The organism is Hymenobacter nivis (assembly GCF_003149515.1).
GTDB classification, from domain to species: domain Bacteria; phylum Bacteroidota; class Bacteroidia; order Cytophagales; family Hymenobacteraceae; genus Hymenobacter; species Hymenobacter nivis.
In genome coordinates, this window is record NZ_CP029145.1 from 1,283,668 (window position 1) to 1,302,563 (window position 18,896).

Here is an 18,896-nt window from a genome sequence, read left to right on the forward strand (position 1 = left end):
GCCCTAACCCTGTGTTTTCAACATAAAAAGGGCGACCCGTTTGGGTCGCCCTTTTTATGTAACGCCTACGCTGCCCAGCTTAGTGCTGCACCAGTAGGCGGGCAGTTTGCTGCTGGCCAGCGGCTTGCAGGCGCACCAGGTACACGCCGTTGGCGAGGTTGGCGGTGGGCACGGCCAGGTCGTGGGGCCCCGCGGCCTGACGGCCGGCGGTGGGCACGGTGGCCACCGCGGCCCCGAGCACGTTGCAGATGGTGACGCTGACGCTGGCCGCCGCGGGCAACTCGTAGTGCAGCGTAGCCGCGCCGGCGGCGGGGCTCGGGAAAGCCGTCAGGCGGAACGCGGCGGTAGTTTGGGGCCGGGTGGCCAGCACGGTGCCAGTGCTGGAATTGATGGGCTTCGAGGTGTACACGGCGTACTCGCCGGGCTGGAGCGTGAGGGGCGCGTTCACATCCGTCACCGTGCGGCTAGTGCCGGCGAGGTAGTTGTACCACGTGCCGGCGCTTTGAAAGGCGGGCACCACGGTCTGGGTCACCACGTCGAAGTTACCCACCACGGTCACGCTCAGGTTGGCGTCGGAGAGGTGCACGAGCTTCGTGGCGCCGGTCATCTGCTGGTCAAACGCGGTGGGGTTGGCGAACACGGGCTGCGTCTTTTTCAACGCAATCAGGCTGCGGTACACGTTGAAGAGGGCCCGGCGCTCGGCCACGTTCTCGTAGTCCCAGCGGATGGGCTTATCAGCCGTGCGGCAGTCGTTGGTCACGGTGCCGTCGGGGCAGCGGTTGATAGTGAAGTCGTAGCCCACTTCGCCAAACTGCCACATCAGCTTAGGGCCCGGCACGGTGAAGAAAAACGCCGCCGCCTCGCCGTTGCGGGCCATGGAAGTGGCGAAATTCTTGGCGCTGTACGTACCCGAACCGTTCCCGTAGGCCGCGTTTTTGAAAGCCAGGCGCTCCTCGTCGTGGCTTTCCATGTAAGTTATCAGGTGGGGGTTGTTGAAGCCCCGGGTTTTGTAGTAGCCGCGGCTCAGATCGGAGGTGGGCACGAAGCCCATGGTGGCTTCGTTATAGTTGTAGTTCATGTTGCCCCACAGCATGAAGCCGTAGTCGGCCAGCGCCTTGGCCTCGCTGTCCACGGGGAAGTGCTCCAGGATGGGGTACAGCGTAGCGTCGGTAGCCACCAGCGTCTGGTAGTAGTCCTTCCAGATATCGATGCGCGACTGGTCGTAGTCGGCGTAGGTAGCCGCAGTGGTGGCCTTGTTGGTGAAGCCCCCCGCCAAATCGAAGCGGTAGCCGTCGATGTGATATTCCTGGAGCCAAAACTGCATTACCTTCTTGCTGAAGTACTTGGTATAGGGACTTTCGTGGTTCAGATCGTTGTACACGCTGTAAGGGTGCGGGGCCGTCACGTTAAACCAGGGGTTGTTGGCGGCGGGGTTGTTGCCGTTAGCGTAGAGCTGGAACATCGGGCTCTGGCCGGTGGAATGGTTCAGCACCATGTCGAGCACTACGGCAATGCCGCGGCGGTGGCACTCGTCGATGAATTGCTTGAGGGCCGTTTTGGTGCCGTAGTACTTGTCGGGGGCGAAGTAGAAATCGGGGCTGTAGCCCCAGTTGTCGTTGCCATCAAACTCGTTGATGGGCATCAGCTCGATGGCGTTCACGCCCAGGCGCTGCAAATAGCCCAGCGTATCGCGCAGCGTCTGGTAGTTGTGGGCCCCCACGAAGTCGCGCACTAGCAGCTCATACGTCACCATATTGGTGCGGGCGGGGCGCTGGAAGCTGGGGATTTGCCAGGCGTAGGCCGCCTGGTTGCTTTGCAGCACTGATACGATGCCCGTGGTTTTACCGGTTGGGTAGGCCTTCAGGTTGGGGTAGGTGGCGGCCGGAATGTACTGGTCGTCGTTGGGGTCCAGGATTTTCTCGCTGTACGGGTCGGCCACGCGCAGCTGCCCGTCCACCAAAAACTGGTAGGCGTACTCCTGGCCCGGCGTGAGGCCGTCAATTTGCACCCACCAGCGGCCGGTGGCGGCCACCGTGGCGGGCGTAGTGCTCAGGTTGTCGGGCGTCTGGCTCATGAAGCCCGCCGTGGTTGGCTGCCAGTTGTTGAACTCGCCCAGCACGTACACGAACTGCTTGCCCGGCGCGCTCAGGCTCAGGATGGCCGACGCGCCGCCGTTGATGTACGTGATGCCGTCGGGCCGGGCTCCGGCGGGCAGCGTGGCCGTGGCCGGCGCGGCCGGGCGCACCACCAACGTCTGGGTATCCTCCACGGTTTGGCCGCCGGCGGTGGCCGTCAGGCGCAGCACGTTGGCCCCCGTTTGGGTAATGGCCACGGTGGCGCTGAGGGCCGTGGCGCTGGTCTGCTGGGCTACCTGCGTGCCGTTGAGGTATAGTGTGAGCGTGGCGGCGGCTGAGGCCGTACCGGCCACGGCCACCTGCTGGTTCAGGGCCACAAACTGCGGGTTGCCGGCGGTGGCGGGCACCGGCTGCGTGATGCGCACGGCCAGGGCGGCCACCTGCGCGTCCACAAAAATGTCGGCCCCGCCGGTGGCGCGCCCCGATTTCGTGCCGTCGCCGCTGCGGAAAAGCATGGCCAGCTTCAGCAGCTGGTCGGTAGGCGCCAGGCCGTAGAACGCCCGCGGCGTGAAGGTGATGGTGTACTTGTCGCCGCCCAGCGCCGTCATCAGCGCGGCCGGGTCGGGCTGGTTGAAGCTTACCCGGGGGCCCCCTTTCCAGTCGCCCTGGTTGGTGCTTTTATCGGTCACGGCCCCGGTCCAGATGTACACCGGCCCGGCAAAGCCCGCCAGGCCGGCGTTGCCCTGGGTAGCGTCGAAGGTTAGGGTAACGGGCGTATCGGCAGTGAAGAACGTGGGCTGCACCGTGACGACTTGCGCCCGGGCGGCTAGCACCGTCAAGCTCAGCAGCAGGCCGGTAAAGAGTCGAATTATTTTCATGAACGCTGGATTAAGAAGTACCAAGGCAAGCATATCATCGATGATACCGGTTGCGCAGTCAAGCAAAGGTAAAAGCCCCGCAAGACTGGCCGGCGATTTATTTACCCTATGCCGGGGCCCAGCGGTTCTTTTTTTTGCGTGGTGCCGGCCATAGTTCCTGGCGCTTAGCGGCGGTTTGTGCGTATAGGCACTGGGCCCCGGGGCGGCCCCTGGGGCCCCCGGCTGGCCGGGGGCAACCCATTCGCCCCGTTAGCTACGTATTTTTACCGATCCAACCCTTTGCGGGGCGCGTCCGGACTTTCCCCGGGGCCGCCGCTCCGCTCCCAATTTCTGCCCCGAATATTATGAACGTAGGAGATAGAGTACGCCTGCTCACCGGCACCGAAGAAGGCATCGTGACCCGCCTGCTCGACAACGAACTGGTGGAAGTGGCCATCGACAACGATTTCACCATTCCCGTGCTGCGCCGCGAAGTGGTAGTGGTAGCCGCCGACGAAGGCAAAAACTTCAACCGCGCCGCCCCCACCTACGGCCCCGGCCAGCAGCCCGGCCGCAATGCCAACGCCAGCAAGAAAGACCGCAGCCACATCCCCAAGCCCACGGCGGCCAACGCCGCCAAGGCCACCCCCACCCTGGCCGAGGCCCTGGCCGCTGTGGCCAGCAGCGGCCCTGCCGCGGCCAAGGCCCCCGGCGGCAAGGTGCCGTCGGTCGGCGCGGCCCCGGCCGCTAAAGGCCTGTTCCTGGCCCTGGTCAACCAGTCGCCCGAGCTGCTGGGCGTCACGCTCATCAACAACACCGAGGCCGACGTGCTGTACACCTACGGCGAGGAAACCCCGGCCCGCCCCTACCGGGCCCTGGCCGCTGGCCAGCTGGGCCCTAAGGCCAGCACCAAGCCCCTGGCGTTCCTGCACCTGAAGGACTTCGAAACCTGGCCCGCCGCCGTGATGCAGCTCCTGCCCCACCGCCACAACGGCGACGCGGCCTACGAGCTCATCAACAAGCGCCAGGGCTTCAAGGCCAGCACGTTCTACTCCAGCCGCCGCCCGGCCCCGGTCATCGGTGCCGATGCGTATCTGTTCCAGCTCGACGAAAAAGCCGCCGCCGCCATCGCCCCCGAAAAGCTGGCCCAGGAGGCCCCCGCGACGCCCGCCCCCGAAGCCCTCAAGGCCCCGGCCGGCATCGACGCGGCGGCCCTGCGCGCCCAGCTCACCGGCGACGCGCCCGCCAAGCCGGCCGCCGTGGTAGCCGCGGCGGCTCCCAAGCCCGCCGCGCCCGTAGTGGCCCCGCCCCACGAGTTCGACCTGCACTTCGAGGCCCTGCGCCCCGACAACACCGAGGAGCTGAGTAATACGGCCATCCTGCGCATCCAACTCGATGCCTTTGAGGATGCGCTGGTTAGGGCCCTGGCAACCAACATGCACGAAATCGTGTTCATCCACGGCATGGGCAACGGCACGCTGCGCAAGGAAATCCACCGCCAGCTCAGCCGCAACAAGGACATCAAGTTCTTCGAAGACTCGCGCAAGGAGAAGTTCGGCTACGGCGCCACGCTGGTGCGGCTGAAGTAAAGGAGGCCTGATTCGTCAGCTAAGAAGCTATTTCGGTGAGCCCCAGCGGGGCGGCCCGTCGGTAGCTAAAAGTGCTAATAGCCCAGCAAAGCCCCAGCGGGGCGGCCCAACCGTCAGCGCCGCCCCGCTGGGGCTTTGCTCTTTTCGTTGTCAAACATCTACGGGCGGGCCGCCCCGCTGGGGCTATACTCGTCACGAAGTGGGGAGCGGGGCTTGTCCCCGCCCATCATTGAACGAAAGCCGACCGAACCGTTCAATGACGGGCGGGGGCAAGCCCCGCACCCTACTTCGTTTTCGCATTCCACTTCGTGAGCAGTATAACAGCAACTGGCCGAAGCGGGGGCCCTACCTTTGCCCGCAAGCAGTGCGCCACTCCACCGCGGCGGGGCAACCCGGCGAGGAAAGTCCGGGCAACGCAGGGCACCCTGCTTCCTAACGGGAAGGACCGGCCAATCGGGCCGGGACAGCCAGTGCCACAGAAAATAACCGCCCGCAAGGGTAAGGGTGAAAAGGTGCGGTAAGAGCGCACCAGCGGCTGGGCAACCACGCCGGCTGGGTAAACCTCAGGGGTTGAAAGACCAAATAAGCGGACACGCGCGCTGGCTTCGGCTGGCGGGCAACGGGCGGCCCGCTCGGGTCCGCGGGTAGGTCGATGGAGCCTTTCCGCGAGGACTGGCCTAGATAAATGGTGGAGACGGGGCCCCCGGGCCCCGGACAGAACCCGGCTTACCGGCGCATTGCCTAGTTTTGGCGGCCGCTCCTGCTTCGGCAGGGGCGGCCGTTTTTTATTTAAGCGGAACTTAAGACCCCGCCGTACGCAAAGCGCGTAAGTTCCCGTTCTTACCGCTGACCCTTTCCCTGCCAATCGCCTGCCCATGCCCCGCATCCTCATCATCGACGACGAAAAAGCCATCCGCAACACGCTGAAGGAGATTCTGGAGTTTGAAAGCTACACCGTGGACCAGGCCGAGGACGGCCCCGCGGGCCTCGATTTGCTCATCCAGCACAAGTACGACCTGGTGCTTTGCGACATCAAGATGCCCAAAATGGACGGCTTGGAGGTGCTGAGCCGCGCCCAGACGCTGGCCCCCGACACGGCCTTCATCATGGTATCGGCCCACGGCAACATCGAAACCGCCGTGGAGGCCACCAAAAAGGGCGCCTACGACTTCCTGCCCAAGCCGCCCGACCTCAACCGCCTACTCGTGACGGTGCGCAACGCCCTGGACCGCACCAAGTTGGTGACGGAAACCAAAACCCTGAAAAAGAAGCTCTCCGTCACCAAAGGCTCAGCCATGATTGGCTCGTCGGCGGCGCTGGGAGCCGTGCGCAAGGCCATCGAGAAAGTAGCGCCCACCGACGCCCGCGTGCTCATCACGGGCCCCAACGGCGCGGGCAAGGAGATGGTGGCCCGCCAGCTGCACGAGCTCAGCCCCCGCGCCCAGGGCCCCATGGTGGAAGTAAACTGCGCCGCCATTCCTTCAGAACTAATTGAGAGCGAGCTATTCGGCCACGAGAAAGGCTCGTTCACGTCGGCCGTGAAGCAGCGCATCGGCAAGTTCGAGCAGGCCGACGGCGGCACGCTGTTCCTGGACGAAATCGGCGATATGAGCCTTTCGGCCCAGGCCAAGGTGCTGCGCGCCTTGCAGGAGAGCAAGATTACCCGCGTGGGCGGCGAAAAGGAGATTTCGGTGAACGTGCGCGTGCTGGCCGCCACCAACAAGGACCTGATGCAGGAAATCGCCGACAAAAACTTCCGCGAAGACCTTTACCACCGCCTTTCGGTCATCCTCATCCAGGTGCCGGCCCTGAACGACCGCCGCGAGGACATCCCCGACCTCATCCAGAAATTCCTGGCCGACATCGCCGCCGACTACGGCAACAAGCCCAAGAAAATCGACGCCGGGGCCCTAAAATACCTGCAAGCGCTGGACTGGCGCGGCAACATCCGCGAGCTGCGCAACGTGGTCGAGCGCCTCGTCATCATGAGCGACGACACCGTGACGGAGGCCGACGCCAAGGCCTTCGCCGGCAAGTAGCCCGCGCCGGGGCCCCAGTAGCCCGCTAGCGACCCAAACCGCCCCGGCCCACCCGCCGGGGCTTTTTGCTGGCCGCGGGCGGCGCTTGCGTGGGGCCCCTGGCGCAGGGGTTACGTCGCAAAATATTTTGGCATTGGTGCATTTGGGGGACCCTGAGCCAACCTGAGCCACCAAAAACCGGTTAGGATAGCAGGCAGATACTGTTTCTGTCCATTCCACTCCACCCTTATTTCCCGCTAACCCCATGGGTATTACCCTCGAACAAGCCCAAGCCGCCATCCAGGCAGCCCACCAGAAATCGCTCGAACTGGGCGTCAAAATGAACATTGCCGTGGTTGATGCCGGCGCCAACCTCGTGGCTTTCGCCCGCATGGACGACGCCTGGCTCGGTTCGCTCGACATCTCCATTAAGAAGGCTAAAACGGCCCGGTTTTTCGATATGCCGACCGGCGACCTCGGTAAGGCCTCGCAGCCCGGCGGCTCGCTTTTCAACATCGAAGTATCCAACGGGGGCCTCATTACCTTCCCCGGCGGCCTACCCATCACCGACAGCACGGGCCGCGTCGTGGGCGCCATCGGCGTATCCGGCGACTCGGTGGAGAACGACCATACCGTGGCCGAAGCCGGCCGCGTGGCCGTAGCCGACCGCTAGCCGTGGGCCCCCGCGCCCAGCACTACATCCCACCCAACCCCCCACAACATGGCCAGTAATAGAGGCGTCGTTTATTTGGGCCCCGGCAAAGTCGAGGTGCAAAGCATTGATTTTCCAGAGCTTAAAAACCCGAAGGGCAAGAAAATAACCCACGGAGTCATTCTCAAGGTGGTATCCACCAACATTTGCGGCTCCGACCAGCACATGGTGCGCGGCCGCACCACGGCCACGGCGGGGCTGGTGCTGGGCCACGAAATCACGGGCGAGGTGGTGGAAACCGGCGAAGACGTGGAATTCCTGAAAAAAGGGGATTTGGTGTCGGTGCCCTTCAACGTGGCCTGCGGCCGTTGCCGCACCTGCAAAGAGATGAAAACCGGCATCTGCCTGACCGTGAACGAGGGCCGCGCCGGCGGTGCCTACGGCTACGTGGACATGGGCGGCTGGGTAGGAGGCCAAGCCGAATACGTACTGGTGCCCTACGCCGATTTCAACCTGCTCAAATTTCCAAACAAGGACCAGGCGATGGAGAAAATCCGCGACCTGACCATGCTGAGCGATATTTTCCCGACGGGTTTCCACGGCGCCGTGAAGGCCGGCGTGGGCCCCGGCACTACAGTGTACGTGGCCGGCGCGGGGCCTGTGGGCCTGGCCGCCGCCGCTTCGGCCCAGCTGCTGGGCGCGGCCGTGGTGATTGTGGGCGACATGAACAAAGCCCGCCTGGCGCACGCCCGCTCCTTCGGCTGCGAAACGGTAGACCTGAATGAGGACGCCAACCTGGCCGACCAGATTGCCCACATCCTGGGCGTGCCCGAGATTGACTGCGCCATCGACTGCGTGGGCTTCGAAGCCAGCGGCCACGGCGCGCAAGCCAAAACCGAAGTGCCCGCTGCGGTGCTCAACTCGCTCATGGAAATCACCCGGGCGGGCGGCGCCATCGGCATCCCCGGCCTGTACGTGACCGACGACCCCGGCGCGACGGAAAAAGCCGCCAAAACCGGCAACCTGTCCATCCGCTTCGGCCTGGGCTGGGCCAAGAGCCACTCCTTCTTCACCGGCCAGACGCCGGTAATGAGCTATAACCGCCAGCTCATGCAGGCCATTTTGTACGACAAAGTACAGATTGCCAAGGCCGTGAACGTGGAAATCATCAGCCTCGATGAGGCCCCCAGCGGCTACGCCGAGTTCGACAGTGGTGTGGCAAAGAAGTTCGTCATCAACCCGCACAACCTGATTCCGAACGTGAAAAAGGCCAAGGCCGCTAAGGAAACAGCGGCCGTTTAGCAACACCTGAAACCTAATGCAGCAGCCGGTCTACTCATGAGGTAGGCCGGCTGTTTTTATTTTGAGCTTTTTCAACGGCTTTAGCCATTAGTTCTAACTCTAGTTCACTGTCACTAATTACCCCGTTTGCTATAAGCTGCCGGGGCTAAGGATGGGTTTTCGGAAGCGGCGGCAGCAATTGCCTTGCAACGCTCATTGCGCCAAAGCGCTCTACCAGCCAGCCCCGACGGTGGGGTTCTCTTTCGAATTTTTATGCGTTTTCCAGCCCAATTCTGCTCGATTGGTCTTCTTTGCGGGGCTGCCCTGAGCGGGGCCGCCCAGTCGGGCCCCGGTGTGCGCGTGGTGGACGCCCGCACGCACCGGCCCCTGCCCTACGCTTCGGTGGGGGTGCCCGGCAGGCCCCTGGGCACGGTTGCCGATGCGCAGGGCAGCTTCCAGCCAACTCAAATGGGCGCGGCCCCCACCGATACGCTGGTGGTGTCGTGCGTGGGCTACCAGTCGCGCCGCCTGCCGCTGGCCGCGCTGCGCCAGCTGCCCGAGGTGCTGCTGCTACCCCAGGTGCCGGCGTTGGGCGAGGTGGTCGTGAAAGCCGCCACCTGGAAGCGCCGCCGCGTGGGCCGCGAAGCCACTGGCGGCGGCGTTGTCTGCAATTTTCACACGCGAGCCGACACCCTCCCCTCGGCCAAGCTTGGCCGCGAAGGCGGGGCTATTCTGCGCGTGCGCCCCCACAGCTTCATCGAAGACGTGCACGTGTACATCAGCCAGTCGCGGTTCCAGGGCGTGCGGTTTCGGCTCAATGTGCGGGCCGTGGATGCCAATAACCACCCGGCCGCCAGCCTACTCACGCAGGACGTGCAATTCGCCTTGCCCGACTCTGCGCGGGGCTGGCAACACATCGACCTGCGCCCCTATAACGTGAACGTAGGTGCCGAAGCGCGGGTGGCCGTAACGCTGGAATGGCTGGCCGGCCAGCCCACGCCGGGCAAGCCTACTACCTGGCGCGACTGGCCCAGCGTCCTGGTTCCGGCCGCCTTCTCGGCCACCCACCGCCTGGTGTTTCGCCACAAATCAGAAGACGCCTGGCAGGTGCAGCCGGTAAATTTGAGTTTGTACATAACCACCGCCAGCCCCGACTGAAACCAGGGCCCCGGCCATCCCGCCGGGCTACCCTCGTACCTTTGCTGTGCCCAACTACACCGCCCGCAGCGCAGGAAAACCAGCCGGGCGTGGGGCCCTGCTGACGGGGCAGCGGGGGTATTTGCGGCAGCTGCGGTAGGCCCTTTTGCACTACAACCATGTCGTACACGTACTTCAACCGAAAGCACGGTTTAGAAAGCTTTCGCAAAGACGATTTTGTTGACCAAGTGGTAAGCAAACGCGCATTAGTTGGCTTTTTGAACAACGCGAAATGGGTGAAACTACTTTACGCATTGGTGGCAAATCATACCCTCATCAAAGAATGTCAAGTCAAGCTGATCTGGGAGAAAGAACCTACCGACCGCTTGCTCTGCACAGACGAGCACACTGAGTACCAATTCGATTATTATGACCGGGCAATTGAAGCCATGATTACCGGTAAGCCACGCGGCTGGTATGCCTACCGGGAAATTGAATAGCTGGGATTTCCACGCTACCTCACGGAGCAATCCGAAGAACAAGACTTTGACGCCATTCAGTCAGCCCCTGCCCCAGTTGGCCAGCTTCCGCTCATCCTAACCAATAATTCGTTACGACTTGAAGCTTATCGTGTCGTCGCTGCGTGAGCCTTTTGCACTACCGCTTTTGCCTACACTCAACGCCTCGGCCGACCCCGCCGTACCTTTGTCACCTAAAAAACACGCTGTTTTTGGGGCCCCGGCCAGCTAAGAACGGCGTCATTTCCCGTCTATCCCCTCCTTTATGCACCCCGCTCCCACCGCGCCCTACAAGCCCAAAAACCACGTTCGCATCGTCACTGCCGCCGCTTTGTTCGACGGGCACGACGCAGCTATTAATATCATGCGCCGCATCATTCAGAGTAGCGGCGCGGAAGTTATTCACCTTGGGCACAACCGCTCAGCCCAGGAAGTCGTGGATTGCGCCATTCAGGAAGATGCGCAGGCCATTGCCATTACCAGCTACCAGGGCGGGCACAACGAGTATTTCAAGTACATATTTGACCTACTGAAAGAGCGCGGCGCGGGCCACATCAAAATCTTCGGCGGCGGCGGCGGCGTAATTCTGCCCACTGAGATTGCCGATTTGCAGGACTATGGAATTACCCGCATCTACTCGCCGGATGATGGCCGCGCAATGGGCCTGCAGGGCATGATTAACAACCTGCTGGAGCAGGCCGATTTCCCAACGGGTAAAAACTTGAACGGTGAGGCCGGCCACGTGAAGGAGAAGGACGCCCGCAGCATTGGCCGCTTGATATCGGCGGCGGAGAACTTCCCCGAGGAGTTTGAGCGAGTTAAAGGCGGCTTGGTAACGGAGTTTCAGAAGGGCGAAAACAATCAGAACCAGGCACTAAGCGTTAAGCACCAAGCACCAATCCTGGGTATTACCGGCACCGGCGGCGCGGGCAAGTCGTCGCTGGTGGATGAGCTGGTGCGGCGGTTTCTGATGGACTTCCCGGACAAAACCATTGCCATTATTTCCGTAGACCCCAGCAAGCGCAAGACGGGCGGGGCCCTGCTCGGCGACCGGATTCGGATGAACGCCATCAACTCGCCGCGGGTGTATATGCGCAGCCTGGCCACACGCCAGAGCAACTTGGCCCTGAGCCGCTACGTGCAGGACGCCGTGGACGTGGTAAAGGCCGCCAACTACGACCTTATCATTTTGGAAACCAGCGGTATCGGACAGTCCGACACGGAAATCATCGAGCACTCCGACGCCAGCCTCTACGTGATGACGCCCGAGTACGGCGCGGCCACGCAGCTGGAGAAAATCGACATGCTCGATTTCGCCGACGTAATTGCGCTCAACAAGTTCGACAAACGCGGGGCCCTCGATGCGCTGCGCGACGTGCGCAAGCAGTACCAGCGCAACCACAACCGCTGGGACTCGCCCACCGATACGATGCCCGTGTTTGGCACCATTGCCTCGCAGTTCAACGACCCCGGCATGAACCGCCTGTATCGGGCCGTGCTGAAGATGCTGGAAACCAAGACCGGCGCCACTTTCAACTCGCACCTGGAAACCAGCACGTCGGACTCGGAGAAGATTTACATCATCCCACCGAATCGCACGCGCTACCTCTCCGAAATTGCCGAAACCAACCGCGCCTACGACCAGCGGGTGCGCGAGCAGGCCAATATTGCCGAAGTAGCCGGCGCATTTGCCAAGCTCGAAGAGCACTACCGCGCCGATAAAAAGAGCCCGGAAGGCACCGTAGAGGAATTTGGCAAGAACAAGCAAACCCAGCTCCGCCGGCTCGACGCCGACAGCCAGGCCATTCTGGAAAACTGGGAAAATACGCTCCAAAACTACCGCAACCCAGAGTACGTGTACTCGGTACGCGGCAAGGAAATTCGGGTGAAGACGCACACCAAGTCGCTGTCGGGCAACCAGATACCCAAGATTGCCGTGCCGCGCTACACCGGCTGGGGCGACCGCCTGCGCTGGGCGATGCAGGAGAATTTCCCCGGCGAATTTCCGTACACGGCGGGTGTGTTCCCCTTCAAGCGCGAAGGCGAGGACCCCACTCGCATGTTTGCCGGCGAGGGCGGACCAGAGCGGACGAACAGACGTTTTCACTACGTGAGCATGGGCCTGCCGGCCAAGCGCCTGAGCACGGCCTTCGATTCGGTGACGCTGTATGGCGAGGACCCGGACGTACGGCCTGATATCTATGGCAAGATTGGCAACGCGGGCGTGAGCATCGCCTGCCTCGACGATGCCAAGAAGCTGTACTCGGGCTTCAACCTGGCCAACCCCAGCACCTCGGTGTCGATGACTATTAACGGCCCGGCGGCCACGCTGGCGGCGTTTTTCATGAACGCGGCCATCGATCAGCAGTGCGAGTTCTACATTCAGGAAAACGGCCTGGAAGCGGAAACGGACGCTAAAATCGACGGCATCTACGCGGCGCTGGGCCAGCCCCGTCCCCGCTACCAGGGCGAATTGCCGACCGGCAACGACGGCCTGGGCCTGCGCCTGCTGGGCGTGACCGGCGACCAGGTGCTACCCGCCGACGTGTACGCCACCATTAAAGCCCGCACGCTTACGCAGGTGCGCGGCACCGTGCAGGCCGACATTCTCAAGGAGGACCAGGCCCAGAATACCTGCATTTTCAGCACCGAGTTTGCCCTGCGCCTGATGGGCGATGTGCAGCAGTACTTCATCACAGAGAAGATACGCAACTTCTACTCCGTCTCGATTTCGGGCTATCACATTGCCGAGGCCGGGGCCAACCCCATCACCCAGCTGGCCCTCACGCTCAGCAACGGCTTCACGTTTGTGGAATACTATGTGAGCCGCGGCATGAGTGTCAACGACTTCGCGCCCAACCTAAGCTTCTTCTTCTCCAACGGCATCGACCCCGAGTACGCCGTGATTGGGCGGGTGGCGCGCCGCATCTGGGCCAAGGCCATGAAGCTGAAGTACGGCGCCGATGCCCGCAGCCAGATGCTGAAGTACCATATCCAGACCTCGGGCCGCAGCCTGCACGCCCAGGAAATCGACTTCAACGATATCCGCACTACGTTGCAGGCTCTCTACGCCATCTACGATAACTGCAACAGCTTGCATACCAACGCCTACGATGAAGCCATCACCACGCCCACCGAGGAAAGCGTGCGCCGGGCCATGGCCATTCAGCTCATTATCAACCGCGAGCTGGGCTTGGCCAAAAACGAAAACCCGCTGCAAGGCTCCTTCATCATCGAGGAGCTGACCGACCTGGTGGAAGAGGCCGTGCTGCTCGAATTCGACCGCATCACGGAGCGCGGCGGCGTGCTCGGAGCCATGGAAACCATGTACCAACGCGGCAAAATCCAGGAGGAAAGCATGCACTACGAGATGCTGAAGCACACCGGCGAGTACCCCATCATCGGCGTGAATACCTTCCTCTCGTCCACGGGCTCGCCCACGGTGGTGCCGGCCGAAGTCATCCGCGCCACGGAGGAGGAAAAGCAGTACCAAATCGACATGCTCACCCTGCTGCACCAGCGCAACGCCGCCGAAACCCCAGCGCGCCTCAAGCAGCTCCAGCAAATCGCCGTAGCCAACGGCAACCTGTTCGACGAGCTGATGGAAACCGTGAAATTCTGCTCGCTGGGACAGATTACGAACGCGCTGTTTGAAGTCGGCGGGCAGTACCGGCGGAATATGTAGGTGTTGTATTGAATTCGTGTATGGGGAGGGTCTGTAATAGGCCCTCCCCTTTTTTATTTCGCCTCGCTGAGTTACAAATGAAATCTTTTCATAAATCCATATTCTTTACAAAGGCCCCTTTAGGAGGTTGCTATAAGTACAAGGATATATTTCAAATATATCCAGCCGATTTAGAAGGAATGCCGAAGTCAAGATTACAACGGCATTTTCCGAATGTAATCGAATACTGGACTGTTCCGGAAGAAAAACTTAGCTTTTCTTTCTCGGACGATGATGACGATGATGAATATTTGGCTGACTTACGCTCACTAACGGCTACAACGATAACGAAACAGGAAAGAATATTAAACTTACTTAGCACATTTACAAACAATCTGTTCTTTCGCCAATCTAGTCCCGAAGGAATGTGGGGAATGCCAATTCTTAGCGATGACCCAGGCGTTGATGCTAACTCCTGGGAATCGAAGTGGTGTTGGGAAATGTATTTTTTTCCAGGGATGCCCGACCAATTGAAAATAGAGGGATTCACAAATCAAATAATCAAACCAATAAGTATGATTCACTATCCGGAATATTATTATGAATATCCTCATCTTGATTCAGACCGCACTAAAGAAGTTACTTTACCATCAATTATTAGTGAATTATTTGACACATACTTTTCTCTAGAACCCGCTTTGCAGAAATCTATTGACTCTGCCATTTCTTACACTGTTTCAGCTGTTGAGTTAAGTGACCGAAGGAAAACTCTTTCACTTTTATCATCATTCACATCACTTGAAACAATGATAAACATTGAATATGACGGTGTTAAAATTGAAAAGTGTGAAGCTTGTGGACAACCTAAATTTAGTGTTTCCAGAAAATTTAGAGAGTATTTACTTAAGTACATCGGAAGCTCTGACACGAACAAAAAGAAGTTTAATAGCTTTTATAGCCTACGTTCTAAGCTTGTACATACTGGAAGGCAATTACAGACAGAAACTTTATTTGCGGAAGTTGAAAAAGAAACTAAGTATTCAGAACTAGTAACAAGAATTGAAATCCTGCAACTAGGAAAACTAGGAATTGTGAACTGGCTTTATCATCGCTATTTAAGCGCCAGTTAGGACGAGAATAGCTAATCCAAACTCGTGAATAGTGTTTCTACGCCGCCCTATTTTACCGACCTTAGTAGGTAAGAGTTTCGTTTGCAACCGCCTACGCAACCCAGCCGAGCCTCTCTACGCGACGCGGCAAGCTTCGGCAATAGCTTCTCTCGCCTCTTCAGCCACTGCAAGAGGCGGCGGGGGCGCTGGGGGGCGGGCGGGGCCCATGGCATCACCTACTTGCATTCCGATTAGTATCTGATGATTCAAGCCTAGAAGGTTTGTAGCGTCATCCGCGATAGTGAGCCGATTTGTGTTGCGCTATATTAACGTCAGTTTGGGGCACTAATAAGCAGAGCCTAAAAAGCAAAAGAGCCGGAATAACTATTCCGGCTCTTTATTTAAAAATTAAAACGTATTCACTAGGTAGTTTAGTGGAATTAATTATGCGTAAAGGCGGTCATGCTGAGCTTGTCGAAGCATCCCTATCACTTTGTTAAACGATTGGTTTAATGAGCGGCAGAGATGCTTCGACAAGCTCAGCATGACGTGCTAAAAAGTTAAATCAATTCCACCGGACTACTTACGTGGTTACAGTTTATCGCCGCGGTGATTATATTCTTTGAAAATCTGGCCGACGGCCACGTATACCTTGTCATGGTTTTTATCAAAAGCATCGCCGTTGGTGAGGCCCGAAGCATAGCCTTGCCACACTTCTACGCCTTTTTTCCGATCGATCATCTGCACCAGGATGCTGCCTTTATCGAGTTTCACTTTCCGTTGGCTGTCATAGGCATAAGGCTCATTGGTAGCCCAGTAATCGGTGCCTAGATTTTCATTGCTTGTAATCTCAACCGGCTGGTCGAAGGACCGGAAATTAACCACTAAGTCGCCACCGGTAGGCTGGTAAGTATAGCCCTTGGCGGCCATTTCGTGTTCTACGGCATCACGCACCATGCCCTTAAACACTAAATCGTTAAGAAAATAAACGCCGTTCTGCAGATTAGTAACCTGCGAAGCCCAGGAGTACGTTTTGTACTTGCTGAAGTCTGGGCCGTTGGTGGTGCTGGCGTACATGCCTGCCCCCGCGCTCGAATTAGCACTCCCGCGCTGGTCGCTACCAACAACGACCCCTGAGCGTTGGGCGCAGCCCGCGGCAACCACGGCAAAGAAAGTGAGGAGCAAAGTCGGATGTAATGTTTTCATGGCTGTTTAATGACTATTCAAGTGGGAGAAAAAATTTGGATTAAGCATTAGAAACTTGTACTTGGTTGATTACAGGCGTTTCTGTTTCACTGTACGCCGTTTTTTAAGTGATGGTTTATATTTTTTAAATGAAAGTTTATACGCTTTCAGCTGGTACGGACGTGTCGCACTAAATTCCTCCTGGCCAGCCCTAGCTGAGAATTAAACTTGCCATCCCAAACCAACACCTGGGAATCACCATCACCCCGCATTTCACCCGGCCCCTGCCCGTCTCCCGCCTGGGCCATAGCACTAAGCGCCTCACCGGCCCCAACACCTCGGACGAGCCAGCCAACCGCCCGGAGGCGCCAGTAATTTTCCGGCAGCCGAGATAGCAAAAACCCGCTACAGAGGCTATCAGGCTTACTTTTGCTCGATGGCCAAAAAGCGCGAGTTGTTTTTCTTCAAAAGCTACTTCCGGGACTTCTATGCCAGCTAGAGCGAGAAGGTCAGGAAGAAGATTCTGTGGACGCTCCGCATAGAAGAGGACCCGGACCAGATTCCTGGACTATACTTCAAGCACCTGACCGGCACCGATGGCCTGTATGAAATCAGGATGCAAGTCGGCAGCGACATCTTCCGCATCTTCTGCTTCTTCGATGCCGGCAATTTGGTAGTAGCCGGCCACGGCTTCACCAATAAAACGCAGAAAACCCCGCCCGCCGAGTTAGACAAAGCCCATAAAGTCGAAACTGAATACTACGAAAACCTAACTAGCCTCGACCAGTTCATTGGGCAGCAGTACGGGGCCCTAGGCACGAAACCGCGTGAGGGGTTTGAGGCCGGCTATGAAACCTTTAAGCTGGAGGTGATGCTCCAGCAAGCCCACCGGACCAAAGGGCTGATAAAGGCCCAGTTGGCCGAATTATCCGGCACTAATAAATCCTACATCTCCAAGCTGGAGAACGATTTGAAAGATGTGCGGCTATCCACTTTGCAGCGCATTAGCGCGGGTGGGCTGGGCGGGCATCTGGATTTTCATTAAATACTGATTTCCAGTTCTGTAACTTCCGCCTTTCCCGCCGTGCCAAGAGGCGGCGGGGGCCCTGGGGGGCGGCAGTTTGAGTGGCCAAGAGTAGCATCTTGCAACCGTGTTCGCATCATATAAAATCGAATCACAATTGGCCTGGTTTCGTTACTTGAAGTAGCTTGCCGCCCCAACCAATCTGCTTATTTCCATGAGCCTGACCGACCTTAAAAAAGAACTCCAGAAGCTGGAAAAGCCGCAGCTTATCGCACTGCTCGGCGAGTTGTACAAAAAACAAAAAGCCGTTAAAGAATAAAGCTTATTCGGCGTAGTTAGCGAGTTTCGCGTGGACAGGTGCGCGATAGGCGCGGTGCGGGCTGCGCACGCGCAGGTTGTGCAGCCCACAGGCCACGACCATGACCGTATCGCGCACCCATTCGCCGCGCAAGCGGATAGTGCCCTGCACCATGTGCAGGCGCTTGATACCGCTGTGCGCGTGTTCGATAACGACGCGCAACGGACTCAGCAACTGGTTATACAGCTTTTGGGCAAACGTCAACTCCCGCTTCGGCGGCTTCTTGTGGGGCATCTCCACCACGACCCCGGTCGGGGCGTGGCCCAGCAAGCCCAAATCCTGCCGTAACACGCAGCCCGCCGGTAGGTGCAGCGCGTACTCGTCGGCCAGTTTTTTGTCGTGCGCTCGCCCGCTTTCCGTAGCCGAGAGAAAATGCACGTACTGCGTGGAATCGCATAAGGTCATGTTTTTTACGCGGTGCGCTTTTTTTTGGCGCTGTACTCCTCGGCCTGGGCCTCCCGGTCCGTGTTACGTGGTACGCCCCGCTCGACCCCGTCGTAGGCAAAGACCGGCTCCGGGTGGTTAGCCAGGCGCTGAGCCAACTCGCCGCCGTCGCGCACGGGCAGCAGCCCGCGCCGGGCCAGCACCTGGTTGAGCACGCCCAGCAGGGCGGTAGCCAAGTGGCTGACGCGCGCTTGCGAAATGCCAAAGCTGGCGGCCTGGTGCTCTTGCAAGGCGTTGCTTTTGAGGTAGGTGAGCAGAAAAAAGAGCTTTATATCGCTGCCCGCCAGCACGGCGTTGGCCCGCTCGCGGTGGGCGGGGAACGCCCGTTGGGTTCCTTCCAGGGTGTGGTAGCGGTGGTGGCGCTCCCAGGCCGGGGCAAAGTCGGTCAGCAAGTCGTCAAACTCCGCCGCTCGCAAGCTGGTTAGGGCCAGAAACTGGCGGGGCCGCTCGCGCAAACTCAGGTAATCCATAGCCAAATTTACGCCTCGCCTACGGGCAGTAACTTAACACACACTTCCGAATTAGCTTTAATACCTGGATTTTTATTTTGAACCGAACGAGGTGGCCCTGCTGGCAACTCACCGCGAGCGGGTGTTGCGCGCGTTCTACCCCAAGCGCGGCTACGACTACAACCTGCGCCAGGGCAAGGCGGCCATCAGCGACTTTCGCAAGCTCGGCGTATCGGCCCAGCCGCTGGCCGACCTGATGCTGCATTATGTGGAGTGCGGCGTACGTTTCACCAACGACTACGGTGACATCAACGAAAGTTTTTACTACAGCTTGGAGGGCATGTACGAGCAGGCCCTGGTGCTGATGCGGGAGGCCAAGCTACTGCCCGAGTTTGCGGAGCGCAGCCACCGGGTGGTCACCGACACGCGCAATATCGGTTGGGGTTTTCACGATACACTGGCGGAACTATATGAGCAATATTACGGCTAGCATTGCTCGCAATGGCTGCCAGCCAGCCCTTTACCGGCACCCAAAC

The 18,896-nt window shown here is 59.4% G+C and carries 14 protein-coding genes and 1 other RNA gene; 11 read left to right on the forward strand and 4 right to left on the reverse strand.

Annotated features, from left to right (window positions below):
• Positions 1-79 precede the first annotated feature (79 nt).
• Complete coding sequence (locus DDQ68_RS05550; RefSeq protein WP_109655420.1) at positions 80-2,953, reverse strand: alpha-amylase family glycosyl hydrolase; 2,874 nt, start codon at positions 2,951-2,953, stop codon at positions 80-82.
• A 344-nt stretch (positions 2,954-3,297) separates the two neighbouring features.
• On the opposite strand from DDQ68_RS05550, the gene DDQ68_RS23730 reads away from it, so the two are divergent.
• The 9 genes from DDQ68_RS23730 to DDQ68_RS22615 all read left to right on the forward strand — a co-directional run bounded on the left by DDQ68_RS23730 (position 3,298) and on the right by DDQ68_RS22615 (position 14,921).
• A complete protein-coding gene (locus tag DDQ68_RS23730) occupies positions 3,298-4,521 on the forward strand; it encodes a Smr/MutS family protein (RefSeq protein ID WP_245897330.1) in 1,224 nt (407 codons plus the stop codon).
• Between the two features lie 361 nt (positions 4,522-4,882).
• Positions 4,883-5,266: RNase P RNA component class A (rnpB, locus tag DDQ68_RS05565), an RNA gene on the forward strand.
• A gap of 130 nt (positions 5,267-5,396) precedes the next feature.
• Positions 5,397-6,560, forward strand: coding sequence for a sigma-54-dependent transcriptional regulator (locus DDQ68_RS05570; protein WP_109655421.1), 1,164 nt, complete (start codon positions 5,397-5,399; stop codon positions 6,558-6,560).
• A gap of 244 nt (positions 6,561-6,804) precedes the next feature.
• Positions 6,805-7,212 (forward strand): GlcG/HbpS family heme-binding protein, encoded by a 408-nt coding sequence (locus tag DDQ68_RS05575; RefSeq protein ID WP_109655422.1) that lies wholly within the window; start codon positions 6,805-6,807, stop codon positions 7,210-7,212.
• 48 nt (positions 7,213-7,260) lie between these two features.
• Positions 7,261-8,493 (forward strand): formaldehyde dehydrogenase, glutathione-independent, encoded by a 1,233-nt coding sequence (fdhA, locus tag DDQ68_RS05580; RefSeq protein WP_109655423.1) that lies wholly within the window; start codon positions 7,261-7,263, stop codon positions 8,491-8,493.
• A gap of 252 nt (positions 8,494-8,745) precedes the next feature.
• Positions 8,746-9,630, forward strand: coding sequence for a carboxypeptidase-like regulatory domain-containing protein (locus DDQ68_RS05585; protein ID WP_109655424.1), 885 nt, complete (start codon positions 8,746-8,748; stop codon positions 9,628-9,630).
• A gap of 158 nt (positions 9,631-9,788) precedes the next feature.
• On the forward strand, positions 9,789-10,109 hold the full coding sequence (locus tag DDQ68_RS05590; RefSeq protein ID WP_109655425.1) for a hypothetical protein: 321 nt from the start codon (positions 9,789-9,791) through the stop codon (positions 10,107-10,109).
• Between the two features lie 283 nt (positions 10,110-10,392).
• A complete protein-coding gene (locus DDQ68_RS05595; protein ID WP_109655426.1) occupies positions 10,393-13,812 on the forward strand; it encodes a methylmalonyl-CoA mutase family protein in 3,420 nt (1,139 codons plus the stop codon).
• 77 nt (positions 13,813-13,889) lie between these two features.
• Positions 13,890-14,921 (forward strand): hypothetical protein, encoded by a 1,032-nt coding sequence (locus DDQ68_RS22615; RefSeq protein ID WP_162549878.1) that lies wholly within the window; start codon positions 13,890-13,892, stop codon positions 14,919-14,921.
• 570 nt (positions 14,922-15,491) lie between these two features.
• On the opposite strand, the gene DDQ68_RS05600 is transcribed toward DDQ68_RS22615, so the two are convergent.
• Entirely contained in the window at positions 15,492-16,106 is a 615-nt protein-coding gene (locus tag DDQ68_RS05600) for a DUF4136 domain-containing protein (protein ID WP_109655427.1), read from the reverse strand.
• A 538-nt stretch (positions 16,107-16,644) separates the two neighbouring features.
• On the opposite strand from DDQ68_RS05600, the gene DDQ68_RS23400 reads away from it, so the two are divergent.
• The gene (locus DDQ68_RS23400) at positions 16,645-17,130 is read left to right on the forward strand and encodes a type II toxin-antitoxin system RelE/ParE family toxin (protein ID WP_245897419.1); all 486 of its coding nucleotides are present in this window, start codon (positions 16,645-16,647) and stop codon (positions 17,128-17,130) included.
• Positions 17,131-17,431: 301 nt separating this feature from the next.
• On the opposite strand, the gene DDQ68_RS05610 is transcribed toward DDQ68_RS23400, so the two are convergent.
• On the reverse strand, positions 17,432-17,872 hold the full coding sequence (locus DDQ68_RS05610) for a transposase family protein (RefSeq protein WP_109654769.1): 441 nt from the start codon (positions 17,870-17,872) through the stop codon (positions 17,432-17,434).
• A gap of 5 nt (positions 17,873-17,877) precedes the next feature.
• A complete protein-coding gene (locus DDQ68_RS05615) occupies positions 17,878-18,381 on the reverse strand; it encodes a transposase family protein (RefSeq protein ID WP_109654768.1) in 504 nt (167 codons plus the stop codon).
• A gap of 91 nt (positions 18,382-18,472) precedes the next feature.
• On the opposite strand from DDQ68_RS05615, the gene DDQ68_RS05620 reads away from it, so the two are divergent.
• Positions 18,473-18,850 (forward strand): DUF6155 family protein, encoded by a 378-nt coding sequence (locus DDQ68_RS05620; protein ID WP_109655428.1) that lies wholly within the window; start codon positions 18,473-18,475, stop codon positions 18,848-18,850.
• Positions 18,851-18,896: the final 46 nt, after the last annotated feature.

Bases quoted from the DNA above. Each gene is read 5' to 3' on its own strand.
- DDQ68_RS05550 (WP_109655420.1), bottom strand. From the start codon at position 2,953: ATGAAAATAATTCGACTCTTTACCGGCCTGCTGCTGAGCTTGACGGTG.
- DDQ68_RS23730 (WP_245897330.1), top strand. From the start codon at position 3,298: ATGAACGTAGGAGATAGAGTACGCCTGCTCACCGGCACCGAAGAAGGC.
- DDQ68_RS05570 (WP_109655421.1), top strand. From the start codon at position 5,397: ATGCCCCGCATCCTCATCATCGACGACGAAAAAGCCATCCGCAACACG.
- DDQ68_RS05575 (WP_109655422.1), top strand. From the start codon at position 6,805: ATGGGTATTACCCTCGAACAAGCCCAAGCCGCCATCCAGGCAGCCCAC.
- fdhA (WP_109655423.1), top strand. From the start codon at position 7,261: ATGGCCAGTAATAGAGGCGTCGTTTATTTGGGCCCCGGCAAAGTCGAG.
- DDQ68_RS05585 (WP_109655424.1), top strand. From the start codon at position 8,746: ATGCGTTTTCCAGCCCAATTCTGCTCGATTGGTCTTCTTTGCGGGGCT.
- DDQ68_RS05590 (WP_109655425.1), top strand. From the start codon at position 9,789: ATGTCGTACACGTACTTCAACCGAAAGCACGGTTTAGAAAGCTTTCGC.
- DDQ68_RS05595 (WP_109655426.1), top strand. From the start codon at position 10,393: ATGCACCCCGCTCCCACCGCGCCCTACAAGCCCAAAAACCACGTTCGC.
- DDQ68_RS22615 (WP_162549878.1), top strand. From the start codon at position 13,890: ATGAAATCTTTTCATAAATCCATATTCTTTACAAAGGCCCCTTTAGGA.
- DDQ68_RS05600 (WP_109655427.1), bottom strand. From the start codon at position 16,106: ATGAAAACATTACATCCGACTTTGCTCCTCACTTTCTTTGCCGTGGTT.
- DDQ68_RS05610 (WP_109654769.1), bottom strand. From the start codon at position 17,872: ATGACCTTATGCGATTCCACGCAGTACGTGCATTTTCTCTCGGCTACG.
- DDQ68_RS05615 (WP_109654768.1), bottom strand. From the start codon at position 18,381: ATGGATTACCTGAGTTTGCGCGAGCGGCCCCGCCAGTTTCTGGCCCTA.